General features: G+C 33.9%; 21 protein-coding genes and 4 pseudogenes. 10 read left to right on the top strand and 15 right to left on the bottom strand.

All coding sequences use genetic code 11. From position 1 onward, the window contains the following. Window positions 1-299: 299 nt before the first annotated feature. From MHH45_RS25170 to MHH45_RS25160, 3 genes are all read right to left on the bottom strand, one after another. Window positions 300-932 (bottom strand): type 1 glutamine amidotransferase family protein, encoded by a 633-nt coding sequence (locus MHH45_RS25170; RefSeq protein WP_016115877.1) that lies wholly within the window; start codon window positions 930-932, stop codon window positions 300-302. A 358-nt stretch (window positions 933-1,290) separates the two neighbouring features. Next, the gene (locus MHH45_RS25165) at window positions 1,291-1,491 is read right to left on the bottom strand and encodes a hypothetical protein (protein WP_016115878.1); all 201 of its coding nucleotides are present in this window, start codon (window positions 1,489-1,491) and stop codon (window positions 1,291-1,293) included. A gap of 527 nt (window positions 1,492-2,018) precedes the next feature. After that, window positions 2,019-2,195: a hypothetical protein gene (locus MHH45_RS25160; RefSeq protein WP_016115879.1), complete on the bottom strand. Its 177-nt coding sequence runs from the start codon at window positions 2,193-2,195 to the stop codon at window positions 2,019-2,021. A gap of 199 nt (window positions 2,196-2,394) precedes the next feature. Here MHH45_RS25160 and MHH45_RS25155 point away from each other — a divergent pair, with 199 nt between their 5' ends. Continuing rightward, window positions 2,395-3,168, top strand: coding sequence for a Cof-type HAD-IIB family hydrolase (locus tag MHH45_RS25155; RefSeq protein ID WP_016115880.1), 774 nt, complete (start codon window positions 2,395-2,397; stop codon window positions 3,166-3,168). Between the two features lie 501 nt (window positions 3,169-3,669). Here the strand turns inward: MHH45_RS25155 and MHH45_RS25150 are convergent. Continuing rightward, window positions 3,670-3,834 (bottom strand): hypothetical protein, encoded by a 165-nt coding sequence (locus tag MHH45_RS25150; protein WP_229161835.1) that lies wholly within the window; start codon window positions 3,832-3,834, stop codon window positions 3,670-3,672. 460 nt (window positions 3,835-4,294) lie between these two features. Between MHH45_RS25150 and MHH45_RS25145 the strand changes: the two are divergent. The 4 genes and pseudogenes from MHH45_RS25145 (at window position 4,295) to MHH45_RS25130 (ending at window position 10,165) form a co-directional block, all read left to right on the top strand. After that, window positions 4,295-5,258: pseudogene (locus tag MHH45_RS25145) on the top strand (AAA family ATPase). Continuing rightward, entirely contained in the window at window positions 5,258-6,472 is a 1,215-nt protein-coding gene (locus tag MHH45_RS25140) for a DUF58 domain-containing protein (protein WP_016115883.1), read from the top strand. Before MHH45_RS25145 ends, MHH45_RS25140 begins: the two are co-directional and overlap by 1 nt. Then, complete coding sequence (locus tag MHH45_RS25135) at window positions 6,469-8,697, top strand: transglutaminase TgpA family protein (protein ID WP_088094491.1); 2,229 nt, start codon at window positions 6,469-6,471, stop codon at window positions 8,695-8,697. The genes MHH45_RS25140 and MHH45_RS25135 overlap by 4 nt, the downstream gene beginning before the upstream one ends. Window positions 8,698-8,831: 134 nt before the next feature. Further along, a protein-coding gene (locus MHH45_RS25130) for an IS3 family transposase (protein WP_088094298.1) occupies window positions 8,832-10,165 on the top strand; the annotation gives its coding sequence in 2 pieces (ribosomal slippage) (window positions 8,832-9,216 and window positions 9,216-10,165; 1,335 coding nt in all). A gap of 83 nt (window positions 10,166-10,248) precedes the next feature. Here MHH45_RS25130 and MHH45_RS25125 read toward each other — a convergent pair. Both MHH45_RS25125 and MHH45_RS25120 read right to left on the bottom strand, forming a co-directional pair. Continuing rightward, window positions 10,249-10,434, bottom strand: a complete 186-nt coding sequence (locus MHH45_RS25125) for a hypothetical protein (RefSeq protein WP_016115887.1) — start codon at window positions 10,432-10,434, stop codon at window positions 10,249-10,251. A gap of 275 nt (window positions 10,435-10,709) precedes the next feature. Then, window positions 10,710-12,146, bottom strand: a pseudogene (locus tag MHH45_RS25120) (IS4 family transposase). 106 nt (window positions 12,147-12,252) lie between these two features. Here MHH45_RS25120 and MHH45_RS25115 point away from each other — a divergent pair. Then, window positions 12,253-12,462: pseudogene (locus MHH45_RS25115) on the top strand (DDE-type integrase/transposase/recombinase); the annotation flags it as partial. Between the two features lie 158 nt (window positions 12,463-12,620). Here the strand turns inward: MHH45_RS25115 and MHH45_RS25110 are convergent. The 5 genes from MHH45_RS25110 to MHH45_RS25090 form a co-directional block, all read right to left on the bottom strand. Beyond that, window positions 12,621-13,565: a phosphotransferase enzyme family protein gene (locus MHH45_RS25110; protein ID WP_016115890.1), complete on the bottom strand. Its 945-nt coding sequence runs from the start codon at window positions 13,563-13,565 to the stop codon at window positions 12,621-12,623. Between the two features lie 213 nt (window positions 13,566-13,778). Then, window positions 13,779-13,922 (bottom strand): resolvase, encoded by a 144-nt coding sequence (locus MHH45_RS25105; RefSeq protein WP_077293793.1) that lies wholly within the window; start codon window positions 13,920-13,922, stop codon window positions 13,779-13,781. A 425-nt stretch (window positions 13,923-14,347) separates the two neighbouring features. Further along, window positions 14,348-14,812 (bottom strand): hypothetical protein, encoded by a 465-nt coding sequence (locus MHH45_RS25100; protein ID WP_016115891.1) that lies wholly within the window; start codon window positions 14,810-14,812, stop codon window positions 14,348-14,350. A 3-nt stretch (window positions 14,813-14,815) separates the two neighbouring features. Next, complete coding sequence (locus MHH45_RS25095; protein ID WP_016115892.1) at window positions 14,816-15,460, bottom strand: recombinase family protein; 645 nt, start codon at window positions 15,458-15,460, stop codon at window positions 14,816-14,818. A 462-nt stretch (window positions 15,461-15,922) separates the two neighbouring features. Continuing rightward, window positions 15,923-16,477: a cysteine hydrolase family protein gene (locus MHH45_RS25090; RefSeq protein ID WP_016115893.1), complete on the bottom strand. Its 555-nt coding sequence runs from the start codon at window positions 16,475-16,477 to the stop codon at window positions 15,923-15,925. A gap of 125 nt (window positions 16,478-16,602) precedes the next feature. On the opposite strand from MHH45_RS25090, the gene MHH45_RS25085 reads away from it, so the two are divergent. Further along, window positions 16,603-17,019, top strand: a complete 417-nt coding sequence (locus MHH45_RS25085; RefSeq protein ID WP_088094299.1) for an Lrp/AsnC family transcriptional regulator — start codon at window positions 16,603-16,605, stop codon at window positions 17,017-17,019. A 548-nt stretch (window positions 17,020-17,567) separates the two neighbouring features. On the opposite strand, the gene MHH45_RS25080 is transcribed toward MHH45_RS25085, so the two are convergent. Then, window positions 17,568-18,125, bottom strand: a complete 558-nt coding sequence (locus MHH45_RS25080) for an isochorismatase family protein (protein ID WP_016115895.1) — start codon at window positions 18,123-18,125, stop codon at window positions 17,568-17,570. Between the two features lie 127 nt (window positions 18,126-18,252). Further along, window positions 18,253-18,453 (bottom strand): DUF1272 domain-containing protein, encoded by a 201-nt coding sequence (locus MHH45_RS25075; RefSeq protein WP_016115896.1) that lies wholly within the window; start codon window positions 18,451-18,453, stop codon window positions 18,253-18,255. A gap of 157 nt (window positions 18,454-18,610) precedes the next feature. Here MHH45_RS25075 and MHH45_RS25070 point away from each other — a divergent pair, with 157 nt between their 5' ends. After that, window positions 18,611-19,033 (top strand): Lrp/AsnC family transcriptional regulator, encoded by a 423-nt coding sequence (locus MHH45_RS25070; RefSeq protein ID WP_016131863.1) that lies wholly within the window; start codon window positions 18,611-18,613, stop codon window positions 19,031-19,033. A gap of 397 nt (window positions 19,034-19,430) precedes the next feature. Here the strand turns inward: MHH45_RS25070 and MHH45_RS25065 are convergent, their stop codons facing one another. Beyond that, window positions 19,431-22,001, bottom strand: a complete 2,571-nt coding sequence (locus tag MHH45_RS25065) for an ABC transporter permease (protein ID WP_016115898.1) — start codon at window positions 21,999-22,001, stop codon at window positions 19,431-19,433. Between the two features lie 17 nt (window positions 22,002-22,018). After that, window positions 22,019-22,765 (bottom strand): ABC transporter ATP-binding protein, encoded by a 747-nt coding sequence (locus MHH45_RS25060; RefSeq protein WP_016115899.1) that lies wholly within the window; start codon window positions 22,763-22,765, stop codon window positions 22,019-22,021. A 508-nt stretch (window positions 22,766-23,273) separates the two neighbouring features. Between MHH45_RS25060 and MHH45_RS25055 the strand changes: the two genes are divergently transcribed. Then, the gene (locus MHH45_RS25055; RefSeq protein ID WP_016131864.1) at window positions 23,274-24,704 is read left to right on the top strand and encodes an IS4 family transposase; all 1,431 of its coding nucleotides are present in this window, start codon (window positions 23,274-23,276) and stop codon (window positions 24,702-24,704) included. 618 nt (window positions 24,705-25,322) lie between these two features. Next, window positions 25,323-26,497: pseudogene (locus MHH45_RS25050) on the top strand (serine hydrolase domain-containing protein). The last annotated feature ends 298 nt before the right edge of the window (window positions 26,498-26,795 follow it).

Genomic DNA, 26,795 nt, shown 5'->3' with positions numbered 1-26,795 from the left:
AAGATATTACTGTGGATTTGAAATAAAGTCACGATGTTCATAAAAAGTTGCGATACTTTACCTCTCATGCCTATCAACTTAAGAATTTTATAACGCTCCCAAAACAAAAAATTGTACATTTTCACCTGGAGATGCCAAATTTCTCGTTTTGGGGTATTTGCTTTTCTTAGCTTGATTGTGATGTGGCGGTCCCCCCCCATAGACATTTTTAAGTTATATACAAAAAACATGCTTTGATATCGTCTAAAGCATGGTAATTATTTAAACTAATATAAAACTGCTAAGTTGATTTTTTTAGCTCATCTATTTATTGAATTCATTAACTGGAAGAAGTATTCAGGTTTATGAGTCTTATTTAGGTTATACCATGAATGTAATGTATCTGGTGCAAATACATCTAATTTTTTCAGTACTTCCATCGCAAATTCCAGAGGAGCTACTCCTGATGCAGTAACCAAATTCTCACAAGATACCGCAGGTCCCATCTCATAAAATTTTTCCCCTTTATAATTAGGGCAGACCATTTTAATATACTCTAAGTTATTGCTTGTATGCTTTCTAGAATCTAGGCATCCCATATTTGCGAGGGCCTCAGTTGCACCACAAATTGCAGCAACAATAGTGCCAAGATTTAAAGCTTCGCCAATTTTTTTCAAGATAGGTTGATGAATATCTTCTCTCCAAGTATTCCCTCCAGGTAAAACTAAAAGATCTTTACTCTCAAGAGTACATTCATCAAGGGAAATATCTGGTTTTATGCTCAGTCCTCCCATCGTAGTAATCATTTCTTTATTAGCTCCTACTGTAACTACTTTTAAAGGTGCTAAATCTTTTTTGAAATATCTTCCCGAGTTTAGTTCAGCAATTAAATATCCATATTCCCAGTCTGACATTGTATTAAATACATAAAGATACACTTTTTTTGTTTGCATCCAATAACACTCCAATCACAATTGATATAGCCTATTATAATATAACTTCCCTGACAGCTAACGTCAGGGAAGTTATATTAACGGGGGAATTGCCTTGAAAATGGGCTTACCGTTGTAAATCCGCATTTTCCTGACGGCACCCCATATAGAACAATTCATAAGAAGCTAATATTACCTCTTCTAGATAACTGTTTTTTCTCCCACAGTATGGTTTCTATTCACTAAATTTAAGTAAAAACGAGATACCGTTGCATTGTAATATGGAGATATCCATAGGTACAGAAGACTAAGAGTAACCATTCCTATAATAGAACCTAAAATAAACCATCCATTAAATTTTTAAGTGTTAAATCCATTACTAGACACCTTTCCTATTAGATTGCTTCCATACCCCATTCTCTTTACGATAGGTATTCTTGCCATTCATGAAGCCAGCTGTATTACCAGGAATGCTATATTTCTTATTCTTTTTCTTAGCCTTCTTCTTCAGCCTTTTCTCTTCTTGAACAGCTTGCAAATCCGCCTTCCATTGTTTCAACAAATCCTTTTCACGTCGCATCGAATTTGTACCCCTTGGATTAAAATATAAACCATATAATTAGATTCTACCTATTTTTATAAATATCCTTTAATTTGAATGTTAATTTTATCCAACAAAAAGAGAGCATCCTCGCTATTGGATGCTCTCAATGTGATTAGGGGTTTACCCTGAGCATTGAATAGGACACGAAGAACTCGTCCTATTACAATATATGCTTGTCCTTATCAATATGTTCATTAAAAAACATCCTTAAGTATCTCTCTTACAGTAAAAGCAATCAATTTTTTATCTATTCCATTTCTTTTTTTAAAATAAATTTTTACTAATGGCATAAAGACACTCCCTACATTTCCTTTACTGTATAGCATATGTATAAATAATTCGTTTGTAGTAACAAAATGCCCCTTCTATGTATTACTCCTTCTTAAACTAAACTACACGTTAGTTTAAGAGAATCCTTCACAATCTCATCTAAACTTTAACATAGATTTGTTATCCAACAACCGGGCGCAATTGTTGAACAAGAAGTAAAAGGGTGATACATATTATAGGTGATTATTTGAATTTTTTTTATATTCTTCAATACGTTCCTCAAATGTAATTCTTGGATAATCACCAGAAAAAAATTTTGATTTACTGTTATGGTATTCATGCAATTTATCTAATGAGTTTCTTATTATCTCTATTTCATCGAGAGTGATATGTTTATTAATAATTCCCATCCTTCAACATCTCCAATAATATATATTTATTTAAGCATAAGTATAGCGTAATTATTTATTAAACTATACTCTCGTTAGAAATGTTGCTTATTAACATATTTATACTTATTATATTATTAGAATGTATAATTTTCTGATTATTTTTAATTTCAGGCACTTACCTTCTAACTTATTTATTAATTATTAAAGGAGCTATCTTATGGATTATAGAATTGTATTTTTTGATGTTGATGGAACCCTTACACACCATGAGAATGGTCGTATTTCAGATAATACTAAAGAAGCTATAAAAGCACTGAAAAATAAAGGGTTAAGGGTAGTTGCAGCAACAGGAAGACCGTTATCCATGTGCAATGAAATAAGAAAATTAGGAGTAGATACGTTTATCACAGCGAATGGAGCTTATGTGAAGCATACTCAAGAAGTTCTTCATAAAGTACCAATGGATAAAAGCATTATTCGTGAAGTGGTTGAATTTGCATATGTTGAAAATAACGGGCTATCGTTCTTTACAGAAGATTTTAGTATGAATGGTATAAAAGATAAAAAAATACTAGCAGCATTGAGTGAAACGTTGTCATTAAATGATTATCCAACTATAAATAAACATATTTATAATCAAGAGGTTTATTTGATGTGTTTGTATGCTACCGATGAAACGGTGAAGAAATACATTCACAAGTTCCCACATTTAACATTTAGCAGATGGCACCCTTTTATTTTAAATGTATTACAAGAAGAAGTATCCAAATCTTTAGCAATAAAAAAAGTCTTACAGTATTTTGAAATTGATAAATCAGAAGCTATTGCGTTTGGAGATGGTGGAAATGATATAGACATGTTGGAATTAGTAGGACTAGGGATTGCTATGGGAAATGGCAATGAACAATTAAAAGCAGTTGCAGATTTCGTCACGAAAAAGTCCAGTGAAGACGGAATCGACTATGCACTGAGAAAATGTGGGATTATTTAAGAATCTAGTTAGTTTCCTAATTTCTAGGTGATCATACTAAAAAGGTGCTTTCATGTACAGAAAACACTTTTTCAGTCTACAACTATTTTTTAACAGTCTAATACTTTTTTCTATAGCCTAAAACATTTTTTTAATGGAACATCTGAAAATATGAGATGTCTTAGTTATTGAATTAGCTGTAACAAAATACTGTATCAAAAATAATTCGTAACATAATTGAATTCAAACCTTTTTGTTACAACAAAATATGGTATTGGAAATAAAATACAGGCTATGACCCAAAATTACATGTATCTCGGTCGAACCCCATGCCCATCAACTTAAGAATTTTATAACGCCCCCAAAACAAAAAATTGTACATTTTCACCTGGAGATGCCAATTTTCTTGTTTCGGGGTATTCGCTTTTCTTAGCTTGATGGCGATGTGGCGATGTGGCGAGAACCCCATTAAGGCTGTATGGTGTTCCGTCACTTTACAGCCTTTTGTTTAAAACGAACGCTTTACTCGAAAATTTTTATCTCTTCCTTAATAAATATTGTAATGTAGTAAAATTGTCTAGTTTCCTTTTTTGTTCTACCTTTTGCAATGTGCTGAATATCTTTTGGATAATCATGAAGCCAGATTCGTGGATTGTAATACAACGTAACAAGCATAACGACAGACAAAATAGTCCCTTCCAATAGAATACATGACAGATCAAGCATTATATATTCGTCACCTTCCGACACGGATTATCCTATTGTTTTATTGTATGTAAGGAATTTATTTTTCTTCAACGATACTATTATACATAAAACTAGAAATCATTATTTACTGTTTTGCCCTTGGTTACGGCAACAATTATACTAGATGTAATCCGAATTTATAATCTGAATATTTTTGAAATTAAGAGTAGGATTTCCTTTGAGGACATAGAAATTATAAAGTATATCACCATGATTTTTTAACATGTAAGTTTCTTCCTATTTATATAAGTTCTCAATATGAACTTATATAATACCATTACTAATTACCTCTTAGATTACTATCATACTGCAATAAAATGAAGGAACTCCTTTTCTTTAACATAAGTTCTATTTTCCACTAAATGAATTAGAAAACGATAATAAAATTAGGAGGATTACGATGACCCAGCTTGATTCATTACATCCCATTGTAGAAAAAATAATCAACAATATTGAAAAATTAATGGTCGGAAAACGAAAAGAAACGATCTTTAGCCTTGACAGTCCTCTTAGCTGAAGGTCATGTACTATTAGAAGATGTTCCCGGTGTCGGGAAAACAATGCTAGTACGTGCTCTTTCTAAATCAATTGATGCCGATTACAAGCGAATTCAATTCACACCTGATTTACTGCCGTCAGATGTAACAGGTGTTTCTATTTATAATCCAAAAGAGCTCCAATTTGAGTTCAAGCCTGGACCAATTATGGGGAATTTTGTACTTGCTGATGAAATTAATCGTACATCTCCAAAGACACAATCTGCCTTACTTGAAAGTATGGAAGAAGGCAATATCACAATAGATGGCATTACAAGACCGTTACCAAAACCGTTCTTTGTAATGGCTACTCAAAATCCGGTCGAATATGAGGGAACATACCCTTTACCAGAAGCTCAGCTCGATCGTTTCTTGTTGAAGCTAAAAATGGGATATCCTACACCAGAAGAAGAATTTGAAATTTTAAACCGAATGGAAAAAATAAATCCACTCTCCCGTTTACAAGCTATTACTACAATAGAAGAATTACTTTATTTACAACAAAGCGTCCGGGAAGTAAGCATGGACAAAGCAATCAAGCATTACATTGTAAAGCTTGTTAATCAGACTCGTTCTTATAGTTCTATACAGCTAGGTGCAAGTCCACGCGGCTCAATTGCTTTAATGAAAGCTTCACAGGCTTATGCATTCATCCATGGCAGAAATTATGTTATTCCAGACGATGTTAAATTTTTAGCTCCTTACGTTTTAGCTCACAGACTTATTCTAAAAATGGAAGCAAAATTTGAAGGAATAACAGGAGAAAAAGTTATCGCCAAAATCGTTGCACGAACTACCGTGCCGACTCAAAGGACGATGAACCTTTGATGAAACGACTACTACGAGCACTATATCACGTTACCAAGTTATTGCTAATCCCTTTATGCCTAGTCTTAACATTTATGTACGCTATGCTTCAAGGAGGATTTGTAAGTTGGTTTTTGTTTTACAGTACGATTCCTATTGGCCTTTATTCACTACTACTCCCCTTCTACGTTTTACTTGATGCTGAAGTAAAACGAATAACAAACCAAAACGAATATGTAGCAGGAGAACAATTTTTAAGCACTATTACAATAAAAAGAAAATTTCCTTTTCCCTTACTTTATTTAGTTGTAGAAGATGAACTGCCACCACAATTTACAAGTTGTAGACAAACAAAGACGAATAAGGTAATACTCTTTCCAGGATTAAAACGAAATATTTCGTTTCAATATGTTATTGACACAATCCCTAGAGGAGAGCACACTTTTTCAAGCGTACGTGTCAAAACTGGCGATCTATTCGGTATGATGGAGAAAGAAGTAACTTTTTCAGTTCCAGATACATTTTTAGTCTATCCCCAGTATGTAGATATAACGTATCGACAATTGGAAAATCATTTCGAACAAGGAGCGCTTTCAGCAAATATAAATTTAGCAAAAGACTCTACGGTCTCTGTCGGTGTCAGAGAATATAAACCTGGTGACCGCTTTTCATGGATTGATTGGAAAGCAACTGCACGAACAAACAATATTATGACGAAAGAGTTTGAACAACAGCGCAGCCATAATATCATGATATTCATGGACAGAACCCAATCCCCTCTATTCGAATCAGTCGTAACGTTTACTGCCTCTATTGTGAGGGCTGTCTTGAAGCAAAATTCACCAGCGTCATTCGTGTCTGTCGGAAAAGAACGAACTATTTTCCCTTTAGACAATGGAGATACTCAGTTGCAACAAGTCTTTTGTCATTTAGCGAAAGTACAAGCAGACAGTGTATTCCCGCTCTCTCGAAGTGTAGAAATGGAATTAAGAAAAATTTATCAGTCCGCAACGATTATACTCGTGACAAGCGATCTTTCTCCCGATATTCAAAAGGCAGCTGATTGTGCTGCTATAAAAAATAGAAAATTAATGGTGTTTGTCGTGAAAGAAAAAGCGAACCAACTCTCACATCGAGAACTAAGTATACTAGAAACTCTACAAAAACGAAAAATATTTGTAAAAGCGGTTTATGAAAACCGGTATACAAACGTGTTTTTTGAGGTGAGCAAATGATAACATTACAAACAAAAAACCAATGGGATATGAGCAGATTCTTCATGCATGTATGTGGACTTCTTCTTTTACTAGAATGGCTAAGACCCCTTATAGGTATTACAAACGTAGGTAGCTTAGATATTTTTGTAATATTTATAGGAATTTGCTTCACTCTCTCTTTTTTTCAAACAAGGTGGCAGATTGCAATAAAGATCGTCACGATCTTATTCATCATTCATTCCCTGTATTATAAAAATGCTTTTATAAATCCATCTTGGCTAACAACGTTTTTTTCTGATATTTCTCGAAATTCCTCCCTGTTTTTCCAGGGGAATTTGCTAGATATTTCTCCAGTTTTTCCGACATTTTTATTTTTTCTATCATTTTGGTTTTTGAGTTCTTTCATCTCTTTTTGGATGATTCATAAAAAACGTGGATTGTTATTTCTTGTATTGACTATTATTTATATCACAACTTTTCATAACTTACATTTATACAATGCAAACTACGCTATTATTCGTACTGTTGTCATCGGCTTTTTTATGCTTAGTCTTCTTCAAATAGAACGAATAAAAGAGATTGAAAACTCACAAAATTATGCTAGAGAAATCTCAAAATTACTTAGGCCTCTTACAATATTTATTGTATTGTCAGCAACCATCGCATACTTTGCTCCAAAATTTGGCCCTCAATGGCCAAACCCAATGGATTTTTTAAAATTCAACACATCCGAAGCAAGTAAAAAACAAGAAGTTTCTAAAATTGGGTATGGTTTAGATGACTCGCAATTAGGCGGTCCTTTTAAGGCGGATAATACAATTGTTTTTACAGCACAAACGCAAAACAAACAATATTGGAGAGTAGAAACAAAAGATTTTTATACAGGAAAAGGCTGGGAGGTTTCTGAAAAGCCGAAAAAGGTTTCTTTTAAAAATAAAAACGACGTCGTGAGGTGGTACGAACAAAATACAAAAACGGAGACAACCGAAGCAACAATCACCATGCAAAAAAGTTATCCTCACCTTACCTATCCAGCAGGATTAGTATCAGTTGAGGCTTCTTCTGATGTATCATACAGTGTTGACCCATTTTCAGAAAAAATCTATACGATGCACGGAGACTCTTCTACTACTTTAAATTCGTATAAAGTGACATATGAGATCCCGAGGTTTTCCATAGAAAATTTGAAAGCTGTAAAAACGAATGAAGGTCATGAAACAAGTTCTTATTTCATGACAAAGTACACACAACTTCCCGAATCATTACCGCAGCGAGTAAAAGACTTGGCTGTCAATCTTACAAATGATAAAGACAACCGATATGATAAAGTATTAGCTATTGAAAATTACTTCACAGACAATTCTTTTGTATACGAAACAATGAATGTCAGGATTCCTGCCAAAAACCAAGATTATGTAGATCAATTCCTTTTTGATACAAAAAGCGGCTACTGTAATAATTTTTCGGCGTCTATGATCGTGTTACTTCGTTCTGTCGGGATTCCCGCTCGCTGGGTAAAAGGCTATACAGAAGGAACTCTTGAGAATACATTTGCTGGTACAGAAGGTGAGAATGTTTATAAAATCGCGAACAATAACGCACACTCTTGGGTCGAAGTATATTTTCCAGGATACGGATGGATTCCATTCGAACCAACAAAAGGATTTACCAATCCCTATAATTTTATAAATAATACTCCTGCTTCTACTTCACAAAATAGCGAAGAAAATAATTCTAAAAACGAGCAAATACACCAACGGAACAATGAAGCAAAGCTCAAAAGTTTAATAGAAAATACAGAAGAAGCCTCTACTAAAAAGATCACAAATTCTAAAAATGGGTTTTCTTGGTGGTACGTATTCCTCTCTACGATACCGATTAGTATCATGGGATACATTCTCTTCACCACTAGAATGAAATGGATTACATTTTTTATTATTCTTTTCTATAAATACCGAAAAGATGATGCTGTTTATCTAAAAGCTTACGGTGCACTTCTAAAACAATTTGCGAGAATCGGCATACCACGAGGTGAAAGTCAAACATTCCGAGAATACGCTCTCCGCATCGATACACTTTACAACTCGACTGATATGCAACAACTTACTTTCAGTTATGAGAACGCTATGTATCAAAAGGGACAGGCCGCAGCCGAATGGAAGAAATCCGTACACTTATGGGAAGTGCTTATGAAAAAAGCAGCTTCTCTGCCTAAATCAAATGACTTCGATGCAGTGATTTAATTTTGATAATGTGAGTTTAAAGAAAATACCTCAAAGACTAAAATGTACCCTATGGAATAGACACTTAAAAAAAGTCTATTCCATAGGGTATTTCTTGTATAATAAGAAAAAAATAGAATCGGAGAAAATTCAAAATGACAAAAAAGTTATTTACAGAAAAAGAAATGCAAGTTCTATCAAGTAACCCATATGTGAAATCTGTAAGTGAGAAAGGGCTCACCTATACAGATGAATTTAAACGTATTTTTATTGAGGAAAATGAAAAAGGAAAACTACCCCGAGTTATTTTTGAAGAATGTGGGTTTGATATAGATGTAATTGGAATACAGCGTGTTGTGTCATCAGGAAATAGATGGCGTGCCTCGTATAAAGAAAATGGCGTATTTGGTTTAAGGGATACACGTAAAGAAAACTCTAGAAGAAAGTTAGAAAGAGAACTTACATTAGAAGAAAAGTATGCACGCTTGGAAGCTGAACGAAACTTACTAAAGGCCGAAAATGAGCTGTTAAAAAAGATCAAACTTATGGAAGGGAGGATGGGAAAGAAATAACGTTACCACCTAGTCAGAAATATATCTTGATTCGTTCTGTCATCATAAAATACAACTTAAGAAATATGGTGAGTCACTTGTGTAAAGTAACTGGTGTATCCCGTTCGGGATACTATAATTATTTTTCCGTTTCATCTCAAGAACAGCGGAAACAAAAGAGTGATCAAGATGAAATCGTGAAAGAAATCATACTGAAAGCACTTCGATTTAGAAATCGAAAGAAAGGGGCTCGTCAAATAAAGATGACATTGGCGGGTCATTTTCAAGTTGTCTACAATTTAAAGCGTATCCGTAGAATCATGAAGAAATATGAGATTGTCTGTCCGATTCGTAAAGCGAACCCTTATAAAAGAATGCTGAAAAAGACAAAAGAACATCGAGTAGTACCAAATCGATTAAATCGAGAATTCAAACAAAATATCCCAGGAAAAACGCTTCTTACAGATATCACTTATTTAGTTTACGGTAAGAATAAAAGGGCTTATTTGTCTACAATTTTAGATGGCTCAACCAATGAGATTTTAGCTTACCATGTTTCAGAACAGATGACATTAGACCTCGTAACGACAACTCTTCATAAACTAAAAAGGAATAAGAGGATTCGATTGACTGAAGGTGCATATATTCATTCAGATCAAGGAGCCCACTATACAAGCCCTACCTATCAAAAATTAGTCAAAAAGCTAAAGCTCGGACAATCCATGTCAAGAAGAGGAAACTGTTGGGATAACGCCCCACAAGAATCGTTTTTTGGTCATCTGAAAGATGAGGCACATATAGAAACTCGCGAGTCTTTTACTGAGTTGAAACAAGAGATTAAGAAATATATGACGTACTATAATCACTATAGATATCAATGGAATTTAAAAAAGATGACTCCTGTTGAATACAGAAATCATCTTCTTGATGTTGCCTAACTTTTTTTAAAATGTCCTTTACAAAGGGTACAGATTATTCTTTGAGGTGTTTTTTAATAAACATAATAAGAGATAGCTAACTCCTAATCGCCTCCGCCATCTCCTGAACTGCCACATCCACTACCACTGCTACTATCACACCCATTATCACTATCCCAATATCCCCATGATGAATCTGAAGAGCCATTTCCGTTCGTCTTTTTATTAGTTTCATTATCTTCCTCGAACAGACCAAACAAAATGACATATAGAAAATATAATGCCATCATCAACACAAAAAATACCATATATTATTTTAGCTATCGATCTTAATATTCCATTAGACGAATTAATTTCCGGCACCATTTGCTTCATTTTTATAGCCTGCTGCCTTTGATTATATTTCCTCTGTTTTCTTTTTTTACTCATATTTACCCCATGCCCATCAACTTAAGAAGGAAAATAAAATGAACTTTCGTTCATATGAACGAAAAAAACTTAAAATATTTTGTGTCTTTAAAAATGAGCATACCAAATAAACCTAGATAGGTATCATTTTTAAAAATTATGCTGCTTTCTTTTGTTTTCCAAGTCCACTATACTCATAGACAACACCCATAATATCAAAGACTGTTTTCTTCTCATATCTATGAGATTTCTGTCCATTCTTCTCTAGGAGGTGGAATAGGCGGATTAGAATCTTTGTTAGTTCTTGGGTGTTTTTCTGTATAGCTTGATACAGAAGATATAAATAATCTTGGATCATTCCTATTGCTTTGTATTCGCTTAATTCTCTTTTTTTCCTTTGTAAAAGGAGTTGACGCATTTTAAACATAGTAGAGGAGCACAGGAAAATAGCGATTAGCTTTCCATATAGTTGGCACTCTAATCGTTCCTGTTTTACATTACGATAATGATCTATTTTAAAGAGTGATTTCCACGTTTTAAAGACAATCTCTATTTGCCAACGCAAAGTATATAACTCATGTACCTGTTCCATCGGAACCCATTCCCAAGGTGTGTTCGTCACATACACGTTTAATCCTGCTACCATTTTACTTTTCTCTGAGTACGTTCTATTTTTTGATTTTTCTTTTTCAGCAATCTTAGCTCGTCGTTTTTGGAGTTGTTTTTCTGTTAATCGATTAAAAATGACTCGTGCAAACAGTTGTTGTTTATCACCAATATAAGCGTGTTTTAATTCAATCGTTTCTCCGGGCTGTAGTTGATTTAAAATCTGTTTCACATCAATCTGTATGTATTCCGATTGTTTCTTAATTGCACCATTTTTAAAGTATTATGGGCTCGGATTTTTCACATATACATTCGTATTCAATTTTAAACGAGAAATATAGTATGTACCTCGTTGATCTATTTGATCTAAGTCTTCCAATGAAAAATAACCCAAATCACGAATACATAAATCCCCTGGTCGTAAGGTATCTAAGCACTCTGTACCAAAGGTTTTGTCATTATTTTTTCCTGGTCCAACTTGAAAGTTAAGAAATTCCCCACTGTGTAGATCGTATTCTAATTGAATTTTGATTCCGGCTGTTTGGGCACATCCTCCAGAGCCTGGATATACATTCTCTAAAGCATTTGGCACTTGAAATACGGTGGCATCTAGGATACGGATTCGCTCAAAATAAGAGAAGAGTTGGTTAGAAATCTGTGTTTGTTCACATATTTTTTGTTGTAACAGTAAAGAAAAAATATGTTGTAAAAACAAAACTGCTTTCGCATTTAAACGTTTATTTAAGCCCTCAGGGCTGAGTAAAGTACCAGTAGCTGCATGAAGCCTGCTACATAATCGGACTAAGGGATCACTTGCCACCCGTTGACTGATCCAAATACAAATGGTAGCTAAGTCTGATCCAGAAAACTTTCGTTTTCGTTTTATAAATCCGATTTCTCTTGCAAGTTCTTCTAAGAATACAGGTGTAACATATCGTTGTAATTCTTCTGCAAATGGTAGTAGTTCATTTTGAATCGAGGGATTCATAAGAAAACGCCATCCTTTCTAATTTATCTTTTTTAGAAAGGATAACGTTTTCTGGTATTTGAGGGTATTAAAATCTCTTGAGTTGATGGGCATGTAAGGTGACCCCATAAAGCTAAGACAAGTTAGATATCTCAATAATATAGTGAAACAAGATCATCGTTTGATTAAGAAACGTGTGCGTTCTATGTTAGGGTTCAAGTCTTTTAGCACAGCTACATGCATTCTTGCAGGAGTAGAAGCCATGCATATGATCAAAAAAGAACATATTGATTTACAGGATCAGTCTGTTCAAAACCAGAAAGAATTCATCCATTAATTATTCGGGCTAGCAGCATCAAATACAATTCCACTAGAAATATATGCGCTATATTCTCTTTTATTTTATCTTTGCACCAGAACCGCAAGTGCCATAGGAAATTTTATGCTATGCCCCTAAACATGATTAACGTAGTTTAGTTTAATAATAAAAGTTGGTTAAATATTAAGAATAGAGTAATTATGTTCAATCCTTATTCTAAAGTGGTTCATTATTCGTATTTGTTCTTCAGTTAACCTCTCTTTATTCCAGTACATATGCATTAAGTTATATTCAAATATTTCCTTCAATTTAATAAATAGAGAAAGTTTCTCTAACATCTCTGGAGATATATCATTTTCCTCTTGATATCCGTCGATTATTGCTTTCGTAATAGAACGTCCATAGTCAACTATGTTGCCATTCCCTACAAACGAATACTCCAGCGCACTATATATTGGAACAGCTAAATCAAATATATAATAATGTTTTTCACAATCTTGAAAATCAACCATTGTCAATTTCGAATCACTATCTACTAATATGTTTTCTAACCATAAATCCCCGTGTAGTAAACCATATGTAGAATTACATTTTGGCAAATTTTTAATTGTAGATAACACCTTATGTGCTATTTCTCTAATAGTACTTTCTTCTTTAGGGATATATTTATGAAAATCATATTCCTCATTATCATGCCAATCGTTGATATATTTAGTCGGCATTATATCTTCAAATTTCCTTGATAAACGATGTAATCTACCGATTTGCCGACCTAATTCTTTTAATACATTGGCATTCCATTGACTTCTTGGTAAATGTACACCAGAAGCTGCATTATATAAAACAGTTAAAACGTCCTTATCAAGTGTTATATTTTCTACTAATTTACCGTTTAAAGAAGATATGGTAGGCGGGACACCAAATCCTTCATTATATAAAAAGTTTGTATATTTAACCTCTTCTAACTGTTCATCATATGTTTTATAGTTCGTTATTCTAGCGAAGAAGTCACCTTGTTCTGCAATACACCGATACATTTCATTTGTTACTGATTCGACTTTAATAAAATTCACTGGATATAATTCGTTAAGTAATTCAAGTATCTTTTGTTCCATATACATTTTAATTCCTCCAATTCAATATAGATAATGACTTCCTTACAAAACTAACCTGCTTTGTTAGTTTAATAATAATGTAATTCTTCCAGCTTCAAAAAAAAAACCTTCGCACTTAATAGTATATCAAATGTGGGAAACTTTTCCATAAAGGGGTGCGGAAACGATTCAGGGTATGAGGGGCCACTCTGGGGTTTAATTACAAATCAAAAAAGAACTTTATTCAAGTTCTTTTAATCTACGATATAGAGCATCCTGACTCACTCCTGTAATCTGACATATTTCCTTTACTGTTTTATTGGTATGTTTTTGTAATTTAATTGCATGGTTCATGTCAGGATGTTTATCCGTGTATTTCTTCACTCTTCCCCTCTAAGAAAATATGCAAAAAAAGATAAGACCAGGAGCTCGGTCTTATCTATGGCATAAGGAGAAACAAATAGGGTGATAACCATCACTTTTTCATCATATTACATTAACTGTTGAATTTGAATATTATAACTAACAATGGTGCTAATATCCATATTGAGAAATTTATTACTAACTCTTATAGTTCCAAAAATTTCTTCTTTTCATAAGTATCCATGGGAGTTTAGTTTATTTTTTTAGTTTTGGGGGTGATTGATTTCTTAAGTTGATGGCGATGGCCTCACCATATCCAAAAAAGAAAATTGTACGTTTAGATACAATCTGGACACATTTTAACTGATACACTGTACGTTAAGTGAAAAGTTTGTTACCAAAATCCAGCCTTTTGAAAAAAAGATCCCAATATTAGGGGATCTTTTTTAGTGAGTTAGTCTTAGATAAAGAAATTGTACTTCTTTATCTGTTCCAGATAAACTAATTGATGTCTGCACTACAGCATTTATTGATATTATTAATAGAACAAACATGAATATCAAAAACGATTTTGGAATATCATTTTTCTTTTTTATGAAAGATATTAAGAGAATTAAAAGTAATATGACCAAATATGCTATTGATACATACAATTCTAAATTTTGTTGGCTTAATTTGTTAACGGCATTTCGAAAATCTTCTAAGTCCAACTCATTTTCCTTATTTTCCTTTATTATTGAATTAGAACTTTTATAACCAATTTTCCACGTATAATTGTTGTTTTCTTTATCTACAATATAATAATAATTACGCACTTCTTTTTTTGTAATAATTTCTCCATTTGCTAAAGTTTTTGAACTAGGAACCATTATCCCTATAAGGCATAGCACAATCATTAATTTACTCTTCATATTTTAGTCTCCGACATTTAATGTATTTTCATATTCTTTTATTACTTTGTAAAAAGTATTTTTCTTCAAGTCTAGCACCTCCATGAATTGAACCCCAGTTATTTCTCTATTTTTCCACTTCGGATAAGTTTCTTCTATTAGAAGTAATTGCCTTGAGCTTAAGGTCGAAAGGTTCAACTGAGGACGACCTAAATGTTTCCCTTGAGATTTAGCTACCGCAATCCCTTCTGCTTGTCTCTGATGAATTTTTTTTCGTTCTTGATCTGCAACATAGGAAAGTAAAGATAAAAATTGATCTTCCATTAATCGTCCCATGTCACCCATTTCACGGAATTTACGACTATCAAACAGGGTTTCATTTTCTAAAACAACAATATCTGCTTGTAATTCTCTTGTTATGTATTTCCATTCCGCAATTACTTCATCATAATTACGTCCCATACGATCTAAAGCATCTATATAAACAATATCACCTGTACTTAATATTTTTCGTAATAATTGGTACTGAGGACGATCAAAATGTCGTCCACTTGCTTTATCGACAAAAATACGTCGAGCTTCCACTCCTCGTTCCATCATCTTATGTAATTGACGTTGTTCATTTTGTTCCTTTGTACTTACACGTATATATCCATAAATATTTGCCACGTTCGAGACTCCCCTTACATTTATTACCACAATTATACCACTTTTGTTTATAAAGGTAATCATTAAAAATAAACGTTTATAAAATAATTCAACTCACCTTTATAAACTTGATATTTCAATGTTTCATAGATGTTCTTTACCTGTTTGTAAAGGTATACCTTTTTAAACGCTGCTCACTTTTTAGGACGGCTCATAGGGGCCACTCGCCACTTTAAGTTAACAGAACTTTAATTCTGTTAACTTAAATAATGAGCGGCCCCAAAAGTAGTAATCTTTGCCGTACCCCTACAAGATTTTATGCGAAAAATAGGGAGACATAGGGAACAGTGGGGAGGCAAAAGCCGCGCTAGGATAGAAATATATATAAAGATGTATAAACGAATGCAAAGAGAAACAGGTAGATCCCTGGTGGGAGTAAAGGATCCGCCTGTTTCCTCGTTACCAATAATGATGTGTTATGTTTTATATAGTTGCTTTTTGTGTCAGGGCGTTTGATGTGGTTATTTCCGCATATACGTTGTTTAAAGCACTAATAAAAGATCGATGTACCTGTTGGGCAGGAATAATGTTTTCTTGGAATGCTAAATCTTTTGTAGTACAAGCATTTTCTATAACAATACAGTGAAACCCTAAATCATTAGCAGCTCTTACAGTTGCATCTATACACATATGAGTCATCATTCCACATATAACAAGAGTGTCAATATTTTCTTTTTGAAGAACTTTTAATAATTTAGTATCTCGGAAGCTATTTGGAAAATGTTTTTGTATCAAATATTCTTCTTCCAATGGTTTTACTTCTTGATGTATTTCTGCTCCTTCAGTATTTGGAAGAAAAAAAGTAGCATTTTCTTTAGTTGAAATATGTTGGACATGGAAAATAGGTCTTTTTTTGTCTCGAAAGAAATCTAAAACTTGTTTTGCATATTGTACAGTTTCTAATGGTTTACTTAACTCCATTTTTCCATTAGGAAAATAATCGTTTTGAATATCAATTAATACTAAAGCTGTTTTCATTTTTCATCCCCCAATATTCTGAAAATTATTTTATAATTCTATTATAGGGAGATGAAATGAAATTAGTAATATTCTCATGAAAGAGTTTAGCTTCAAATAATTTCGTCGTGAAAGGATTTAAGAATATGGTTGATTATATAGATATTAAGATATTAGGTTTGTTAAAAGAGAATTCGAGGGTACAGTGGAAAGATATTGGTAAAGAAATACATATGACTGGGCAAGCTGTTGCGAATAGGATTAGAAAACTGGAGGAAGAGGGAATTATAAGAGCCTATACAATTTTATTAGATGAGATGAAATTAGGGAAATCTCATTTGGCTTTTATCACTATTTTTATGAAGACAAATGAACATTCTAGGTTTTTAGATTTTATTGTAACAAAAGATTCTGTTGTAGAGGCTCATAAGATAAGTGGAGAAGGTTGCTATATATTAAAAGTTTTTTTAGAGTCACAGGAACAGTTAAATAATTTGTTAAATGAGATTCTTATATTTGGAAATTATCGTTTGAATTTATCAGTTAATAAAGTAAAAGGATAAAATAAGGAAAGAGATCATCTTTTAGGGATCTCACCACACCAACATCAAGTTAAGAAATTCATTATTTCCTAAAACAACAAATGAACTGGATTTCCATAGACAACTATGAAGAGATAAAATTTTCGTTTTGGGGTGTTTCTTTTCACTAGCTTGATGGGTATGGGGTTCAGCCGCATGTGAACAGTTCCCTGTCAAGTAGACAGTGGAAATAATAAAAATACTTTAAGCTGCTTGAACCCATGCCCATCAAGCTAATATTTTGAAGTGTCCCCAAAACGAAATTTCTATCTAAGAAATAAACCATTAAATGTACAATTAAAAGAAATGTATTTGATATTATTTTAATGTCTTAAATACGCATAACCCCGTTCCAATTTTAGAACGGGGTTAAAATAAACTTTTTTAGTTTCTGGTGTGATATAATTCCATATTAAAAATATAATAACACACATTCGTTTAAATATGGTTTGGGTTATTCCACAATCACGCCTGATTGCTGTAGATCAATAATTTTTTGAGGCTCTCAATTTAACAGGGTAAATAGTGATTTATCGGTAATTGTTATGAATTGGTTGAAACAAATCCTCTCGGCTGGCCCGAACAACAGAAAAATTGTCAACATTGTAATGACCATGAAGTATTTCATTATGATGACTTATTATCTTTTCAGCAGATAGGATTGAAGAATCTGTCGTTGAATGACCATCCCCAACTAAAGTAACATCAAAATGATGCACCGTTGCAGTTCTAACTGCTGTGTCAATACAGTGTTCTGTTTTACATCCCATGATAACAAGATGTTCGATCTCGTTTTCCTTTAAAAAATCCATTAATAGTGTACCATAAAACGCATTTGTAGCTACTTTATCAAATATTTTTGCATTGGTTGGCACTTTTACTGTCTGGTGTATTTGAAAACCTGTACCTTTGCCATCAGCAACATCTTTATCCCTCACAAAGATAATCAAAGCATGTGATTCTAGTGCTTTATTAATAACCAAATTAATATTATCTAACAATGCTTCTTTATTAAGCACATTTTTAGTTTCGTTATTATCATCAACTAATTCTTGTTGGACATCAATAATAAGCAAAGCTTGGTTCAATATAAAAACTCCTTTATGCTATAATTTATATATATGTTCTCCATATCTTTCTTCATTCTAGTAATCATAATATCGCCCCCTTTTATCTTTTGAACCTATTTCGTTACGAACCTAATAAGTAGTGTTGTTACATGTTAAGAGAGCAGACACTACTAGATAGGGGCCTAGGTCTTTTGACAAGTTCTCCTTGACAATTAGGACATACATAATTCATTAATTTTGTACACTCCTCACAAAATGTACATTCATGTGTGCAAATAAAAGCCAAAGATTGCTCTTCAATCTTATTATTACATTTCTCACAACATTTCCTCATCTCAAGTCCCATTTTTATTCCTCCAATAACATTTTTTTCATTATATACATAAAATTATAAATATAATATAATCTTGTTTAAATACAAATTATTAGCTGTTTCATCCAAAAGACTTAAAAAATTTATTCATTATAGGCGTTTTGCTTTAAATAAAAAGGGGATGTTTAGAATGGACCATATTGATCGAAAAATTTTACATATTCTTCAAGAAGATGGACGTATATCTATGACTGAACTAGGAAAAATGGTGAACTTATCAACACCTGCTGTAAAAGAAAGAGTAAAAAAATTAGAGGATAAAAATATTATTACAGCCTATAGGGCAGTTATAAATCCAGAGAAGTTAAATAAGAATGTAACAGCTTTTGTTTTGTTTGAATCAAAAAAATGTCAACAATTCAGAAATTTTTGTAAAGAAAATCCCATGGTCTTTGAGTGCCACAGATTAGCCGGACAATATAGTTATTTGGTGAAAATAGTCACTGAATCGGTGCAACATTTAGAAGAATTTATAGATGCTTCAATGGAGTTTGGCTATCCATCAACTTTAATTAACTTATCATCACCGGTAAAATATAGATGTATTTTTTAGAATAGAGTTCTTCGAAGCTATTTAAGGGATGCTGCCACATTGCCATCAACCTAATTTTTTAAAGTACCCCCTAAACGAAAAATTTGTGTTTTTTATAGAACCGACATTCATTTTTATCGTTTTGGGAATAACTAATTTCTTAAGTTAATGGACATATGGTAAAGGCTAAGTTGAACGTTCATTTTTAACCATTAATACTGGTCTTGCTATTTTCTCATAAATAAACACATATACAACATCTACTCCCTTCATATCTATCGATACCTTTGGCTATTGGTGTGTAGTGCAGAAATAATAGTCTTGTTTAATTTTGTCCTCCAAAAGACAATAACCTCCTACCTGTTGATTTGGTAGGAGGTTATTAAAGTTATTTAAAACTCATTCTAATAAGTTTAAATTAAGATGATAATTCCTTTAATGTATCATGTAATTTAAACTTTCTAATTTGATATGCAGCGATAAATCCTGCACATGTTCCCAATAATATACTAACCACGACTAAAGATAGTATTTGTAAGTAAGGAATATCTACTATCTTTAAATCCAAACTAGGTAACACAATATAACTAAATATAATACCACCAAACGCTGCAATAATGCTTGCTATTAATCCTAAAAAAGTACCCTCTAACCAAATAATTTTTTTCATTTGTCCGGGAATTGCACCAACAGCTCGAATCATACTTATTTCAGCACGACGTTCATATATACTTGCTATAATTGCATTCATTAAACCAATACCAGAAATCACAAAAATAATACCAACTAATAACCGAATCAATAGTAACATTTGATTTAACAATGTTAGCTGTTCCTTTAATAAATCTGTACTATTAATAAGTTCTATATTAGTTCCATTCTTCATAACTTGGTTAACTTTCTGTTGTATTTCATTAATATTCTTATGAGAATCTACTATTATTTCTATAGATTCATAACCTGTTATTTGGAAGTTCTTTTTTGCCCATTCCTCATTAACTAGTACCCCCATGGTACCCATTTGTAAATTTTTTTCCAATATAGACACGATCTTAATAAGCTGTGGTTCATGCCCCTGTGATTGAACCTTAATTTTATCATTCAATTTTATTCCTAAGTAATCGGCAGTCCTCTTTGAAATAACCCCTTCACCGTTTTTAAGAGGTTCCTCTAAACTTTTTCCTGATACTACTTTTATTTTTTTTATCTGGTTAAACACAGTTGAATCTATACCAGAGACTTCCATTCTTTCGGGATTAATATTATTTTTCCGCACAAAGTCATACCATTCTGAATCAGATTTTTTAAAATCGTAATCAACTAATTTAGATTTTGTATCTGTTGCAATAGCCGCTGTATTCTGTACACCTTTAATTTGGTTTATTCTTTCTAACCACTCAAAAGGAATTTGTTCATTTGCTCGACCTAACATTGGTACACGAATAGATAAGTCAGCTGGCATGCTTTTCTTAATCCCTTGCCTCATACCTTCCTGCATTGAATTCATATACATATTTCCTACCAACGCTAACATAAATCCAAAAGACAATATTGCAACTGAAATCGCTGCTTTTTGTCTATTACGTACCACGTTCCGGCTACTTATGGAAGTTTCTATACGAAAGACGCGTTGAAAAGGTTTAGTGATTATTGGTGTAATAATTCTAATGATAAACGGTATAGCAAACAATAATCCTATTACAAATAAAAATGCTCCGATAGGTCCAATATTTATATTAATTAGCTTCTCTAAAAACGTTGCACAAGTTCCAATGATAATACCAACTACTGCTACAAAGAAACTAATTATACTTATTTTCTTTTCCTTTTTATTGACAGACAAAATCACAGGTCTAAAAGCTTCTACTGGTGGAATTTTCCTTATAGACATTGCTGGAATAATAGACCCTATAATTGACATCATAATTCCTACAATAAAAGTTGATATTAATAAGCCCCAGGAGATTATAAAAGTCTCACTATCAACAGTTGCCCCTCCTATCCACCTATTAATTAATCCTGATACTAAACGATATAATAAAGTACCCATTGTGACTCCTATTAAGGAACCAATACTACCAATTATTAAGGATTCAAGTAGGACTACACCTATTATTTGAACAGATCCACTTCCTAGGGCACGTAGTAATGCCCACTGTTTAAGACGATCACGTACAGATAAGAAAAAGCTTCCCATGACTAAAAGAGCTACAACAAATAGAGCTACCCCACCTAGCCCCCAGATTAAAGGCTTCATTACATTTAAACGTTCAAATGCTTTATCAACATATAAGCGTTGATCAATTTTCACACCATTTAACACACTTTTTATTTCCGAAACTAAAAAGGCTTTTTCATTAGCATTAGCCGTTTTTATTTGCACTAAATTATATTTATTTTTCAAATTCATTTCATTTTGTAGCCAATCAATAGGAAAGAATGCAGTTTGCTTCATTGCAGACATTGTTGGCGGATTAATAATACCAACTACTGTTACTGTTTTTTTATTAAAAGGTGGAAAAGGCATTTCAATTTTTTCACCTAATTTAATCCCATTTTTCTCTACATAGGACTTTGTAATCGCAACTTCTGCCCCTTTTTCTGGATATCTCCCTTGATCAATCTTATAAGCACGAATTTCAGGTGAATTTGGTTCGACTCCCCAATACGCCGGTTGGTTTGAAATTTCCGGTTTATTAGGTATTACATATGGTATTAATACCTTTGATACAGTTTTAAGGTTTTTAATATTTTTTATTTGATCTACTTCTTTGTCATCTAAATATTGATCATTTTTCATATAACCGAATTGCAAATTGTAGTCACCGTAATTGTTCTTAACTTGCTGTCTTACTGTTTCTTCGACAGAATTATTGCCTAGTAACAACATTGTGGCTAACATAACACCTAAAGCTGTACCAAGGGCAATAAGTGATGTTCTTAATCGATTTTCCTTAATTGATTTTATAGCATATTTAAAAATCCACATTTTCAAAACCTCCCGTTCTATTGAAAGTGTTTGTTCATTATTTCTTGAATACGCTTAACTTTTTCTGAAATATTTTCGTTAGTTTCCTCGTATTCATGAATTATTAAACCATCCAATAGAAAAACAACTCTGTCCGCATGAGCTGCTACAAAAGGATCATGTGTTACTACAACTGCCGTTTGATTTAAGTCATCACAAGCATTCCTAAGTACAGTAATTATATTTTTACTGTTTTCAGAATCCAATGCTCCTGTCGGTTCATCTGCTAATATAATTTCAGGATCATTAGCAAAAGCTCTAGCAATCGCTACTCGTTGTTGTTGACCTCCAGAAAGCTGAGAAGGAAGATTTTCCTCCTTTCCTTCTAAGCCAACAATTTTCAAAAGTTTTTTTGCTTGATTTGTGGCTTTTTGTTGTTCGACATTATCTAATAATAAAGGAAGGGTAACATTTTCTTCCGCATTAAATATCGGTATTAAGTTAAACTGCTGAAAAATGAACCCTATTTTTCTTCTTCGAAACAGTGCCAATTCTTTTTCATTCATCATTGAGATTTCTGTATTCCCTATTTTAATTTCTCCCATTGTAGTTGTATCTATCCCTCCGAGTAATTGCAACAGAGTAGTTTTACCTGAACCACTCGCACCCATTATACATAGGAATTCACCTTGCTTTACTTCAAGATTTACCCCTTTCAGGATGTTTATCATTTTCTTTTCAATGATAAATGATTTCTCTAAATTCTTAACTTCTATAATCCCCATAAAAATCTCCCTATATTAGTATTTAGACAACAACAGGTATCTATTACTTTCTTCTTAATGAAAAAGTAATAGATACCTGTTGTTTTATAGTATATTTAAGTTTAATTAGCACTCTACTTATTCACCTGGTGTACTATCTTTGCAAATACCACCAACTACAGTGTAGAAGTAGTTATTTAACCAAACTTCAAAACCACAGCCTTTTACTACGTCAAAAGCATTTCTGAATTCGTCAATTGTTAGGAAATAAAATTTTTCGCAAATAATTGTTCTAATTACTTTTTTTAGTTGAAATTACATAATTTATAACATTAACAATCTTTATGATATAATACTATTAAAGTATATTCAATAATATTTTGTATTTTTCGACATTTTTCCACGCTTTTTATATTTCTTTTACCTGTGAGCCTGCCGCATACTCATCGAGCTAAAGAGAAATTGTATCTATAAAACGAAAAAAACGTTATTCTTTCTGTAGAATCATAGGAAAGGATGGCGTTTTTATATGTCTATTTCTGTATCTGATGAATTACAACTATTTGCTCAAGAAGTTCAAAGCTTCTTATCTCCAAATATCTTACGAAATCTTGCTAGAGACGTTGGTTTTGTGCAACGAACAAGTAAGTACCAAGCAAAAGATTTAGTGGCTTTATGTATATGGATGAGTCAAAATGTCGCTAAAACCTCTTTAACTCAGTTATGTAGCTGTTTAGAAGCATCAACAGAAGTACTTATCAGTCCGGAAGGACTGAATCAACGATTTAATGCCACAGCCGTGCAATTTCTACAACAATTGTTAGCCGAACTTCTCAACCAAAAGTTATCTTCAACTAAGCTGATTTCTTCTCCATACACTTCTATTTTCAAACGTATCCGTATTTTAGATTCAACTGCATTTCAACTTCCCGATGTATTTTCATCTGTTTATCCAGGTGCAGGAGGATGCAGCCATACTGCGGGGGTGAAGATTCAGCTTGAATATGATTTATTAAGTGGACAGTTCCTACATATTCATACAGGTCCAGGGAAACAACATGATCGGACCTACGGTTCTCTGTGTGTCCCAACTGTAGCAGCGAATGATTTATGTATTCGAGATTTAGGGTATTTTCATTTGAAAGACCTTCAATATATACAAGATAAAAAGGCTTACTATATCTCTCGTATCAAGTCAAATACACGTATTTATCAAAAAAATTCCACCCCTGATTATTTTCAAGATGGAAGAATCAAAAAAGGGACAGAGTATATACAGATAAATATGGAGGCCTTAATGAACTCCCTTCAGCCAGGACAAACATGTGAAATATTCGATACTTTTGTAGGAATGACTGATAAAGTACCAACCCGCGTGATTGTTCATCGGCTAACAAAAGAACAACAACAAAAACGATTACAAGATCAAACTGTAAGAGAAAAAAAGAAAGGAATGAAGTATTCTCCTCGTAGTAAACGACTCAGTGGTATCAATGTATATATGACAAACACCCCTACAGATATTGTCCCGACGGGACAAGTACATGATTGGTATTCTTTACGTTGGCAAATCGAAATTTTATTTAAAACGTGGAAGTCATTCTTTCAAATTCATCATTGTAAAAAGATAAAACCGGAACGATTGGAGTGCCATTTATATGGTCAATTGATTGCCATTCTACTCTGTTCTTCTATCATGTTTCAAATGCGACAATTGCTCCTCATGAAGAAAAAACGAGAGCTTAGTGAGTATAAAGCCATATATATGATTAAAGACTATTTTCTTCTTCTATTCCAAACTATACAAAAAAACACTCACGAGCTATCAAAGGTGTTACTTCGCCTGTTCAATCTCCTACAGCAAAACGGGCGGAAATCTCATCGATATAAGAAAAAAACGGTCTTTGATATATTAGGTGTCGTTTACAATTGTACCATGTCTGATAATCAAGCCGCTTAATTCAAAAAATGAAACCCGTTAGGGTTTATTTCGTATGCAAATCTTTCAATCACCTACACTTGCCCTTTAGAAAAAAGAAACAATCCCGCCTAAAATTGACTTTGCATAATCTTAGCTTGATAGCGATGGGATGCTGCCACACATCCATCAACTTAAGAAATTGGTAGTTCCCCAAAACGAAGAAAATGAGTTGAATTCCCATAAATAACTGTAAAATAATAAAATTTTCGTTTTGGGGACACTTCAAAATATTAGCTTGATGGGCATGGGGTATCGCCAGCATTTCGGAAAAAAACTACGCTAAGAGCATGCAAGATTTTATACAGTTTTTCGGCCAATCCAATAACAAACGGGAACCCTGAAACCCACGCCAGAATAGGAATGTATAGAAAAATGAATAGAGTCATAGAAAAAGAAAAAGGCGGATTCCTTGTGAGAGTAGGGATTCGTCTTTTCCTTGCTACCGATAATGCGGGGTTATGTTAACCTCACATGTATAGGATATACATAAATACATTTTGTCGAAATTATTAAAAAGGGGAATTTTTCTATTTGAAGAACTAATAATTGTTTACCAATATGTATTAGAAATCTCAATCTAAACTAAAGGAGAACAAAATGGGACAAAACAATAAAGGCTTTTCTGAAACAGGGTTGCGCAAAATGCGCAATGTACTGGCGCAGCATATCGATTCTGGAAAGATTCCTGGGCTCGTCGCCTTAGTCAGCCGAAACGGCGAGACGCACGTCGAAGCGCTTGGAACAATGAGGCATGATGGTGGCGCACCAATGCGTCGGGACACGATCTTTCGATTGGCGTCCACTAGCAAGCCGATCGCAGTTTCACCGGTAATGGTTCTGCTCGACGATTGCAAACTGCATTTGGACGACCCAGTAGACAAATGGCTGCCCGAACTCGCCGACCGGCAGGTGTTGAAACGGCCCGATGGTCCGCTGGAAGAGACCGTCCCAGCACGGCGTCCTATCACTGTACGAGACCTGTTGACCTCCACATTCGGGCTCGGAGTGGATCTCACGTTGATGGGTTCTCCGATCATGAACACGTTCTTCGAGAGTGGGATATTCGACACGCCAGGGCAGGATATGCCCGATCCAGATGAGTTTATGTGTCGCCTAGGTGCACTTCCGCTAAGCTACCAGCCCGGAGAGCGGTGGCAGTATCATATCAGTATTGAAGTGCTTGGCGTGCTTGTTGCCAGGGTCACGGGTCAGACATTCGAGTCGTGCCTGAGCGTAAGATTGACCGGCTTCCACCTGCCTTCAACCCCGATCCGCAGACAGGTGAGTTCATCGTGTGGGATGAGGGTGCAGGCGGACGTTACAGCAAACCTCCAGCATTCCAAGCAGGCGGTGGTGGGCTGCTCGCAACCGTCGACGATTATCACGCGTATTTGCAGATGCTGTTGAACAAAGGGATGCACGGAACCAAACGGATCCTGTCCCGACCTGCGGTCCAGCTGATGACCACCAACCGTCTTACTCCTGAACAACAAGTATACCGAGACGATTTGGCCAAAAACAACGTCCATTTGTCGTTTGGCCAAGGGATACAAGGCGGCTGGGGCTTTGGGATGGCGGTGCGCACCTATCTTGGAGACTACGCGTCTATCGGTCAGTTCGGCTGGGATGGCGGAACCGGCACTGCAGCTTACGCTGATCCAGACAAACAGTTTACTGGAATCCTGTTCACCCAGGTTGGGATGTCCACTCCGGACTCATCGCATCTTATCCAAGACTTCTGGACCACGGTCTACCAAGCAATCGAAGACTGAAACCGAACTTAGGTATTGTTTAAAGGAAAATGCCAAGACGGATGCATAATCATAGGCTTGGCGTATATTTTTTAATGTTATATTATAATATTATTATTTGAATATATATCCATATATTTTGAGGATGATGCCCTCAACTATCCGAGAAAAACTGCTTTTATTAATAGATATTAGGGGTCCTGCCACATCGCTATCAAGCTAAGCTCATACAACGTTAATTATTATAGAGGTTGTTTCTTTTTTATAAAGATTATGTGTAGAGAATTTAAAGATTTGCATACGAAATAAACCCTATCGG

This window comes from Bacillus sp. FSL K6-0042, assembly GCF_038006685.1.
In the GTDB taxonomy this organism is placed as follows: domain Bacteria; phylum Bacillota; class Bacilli; order Bacillales; family Bacillaceae_G; genus Bacillus_A; species Bacillus_A pseudomycoides.
Note: the sequence above shows the minus strand (reverse complement) of the source record. Positions and strands in the feature narration are given on the sequence as shown.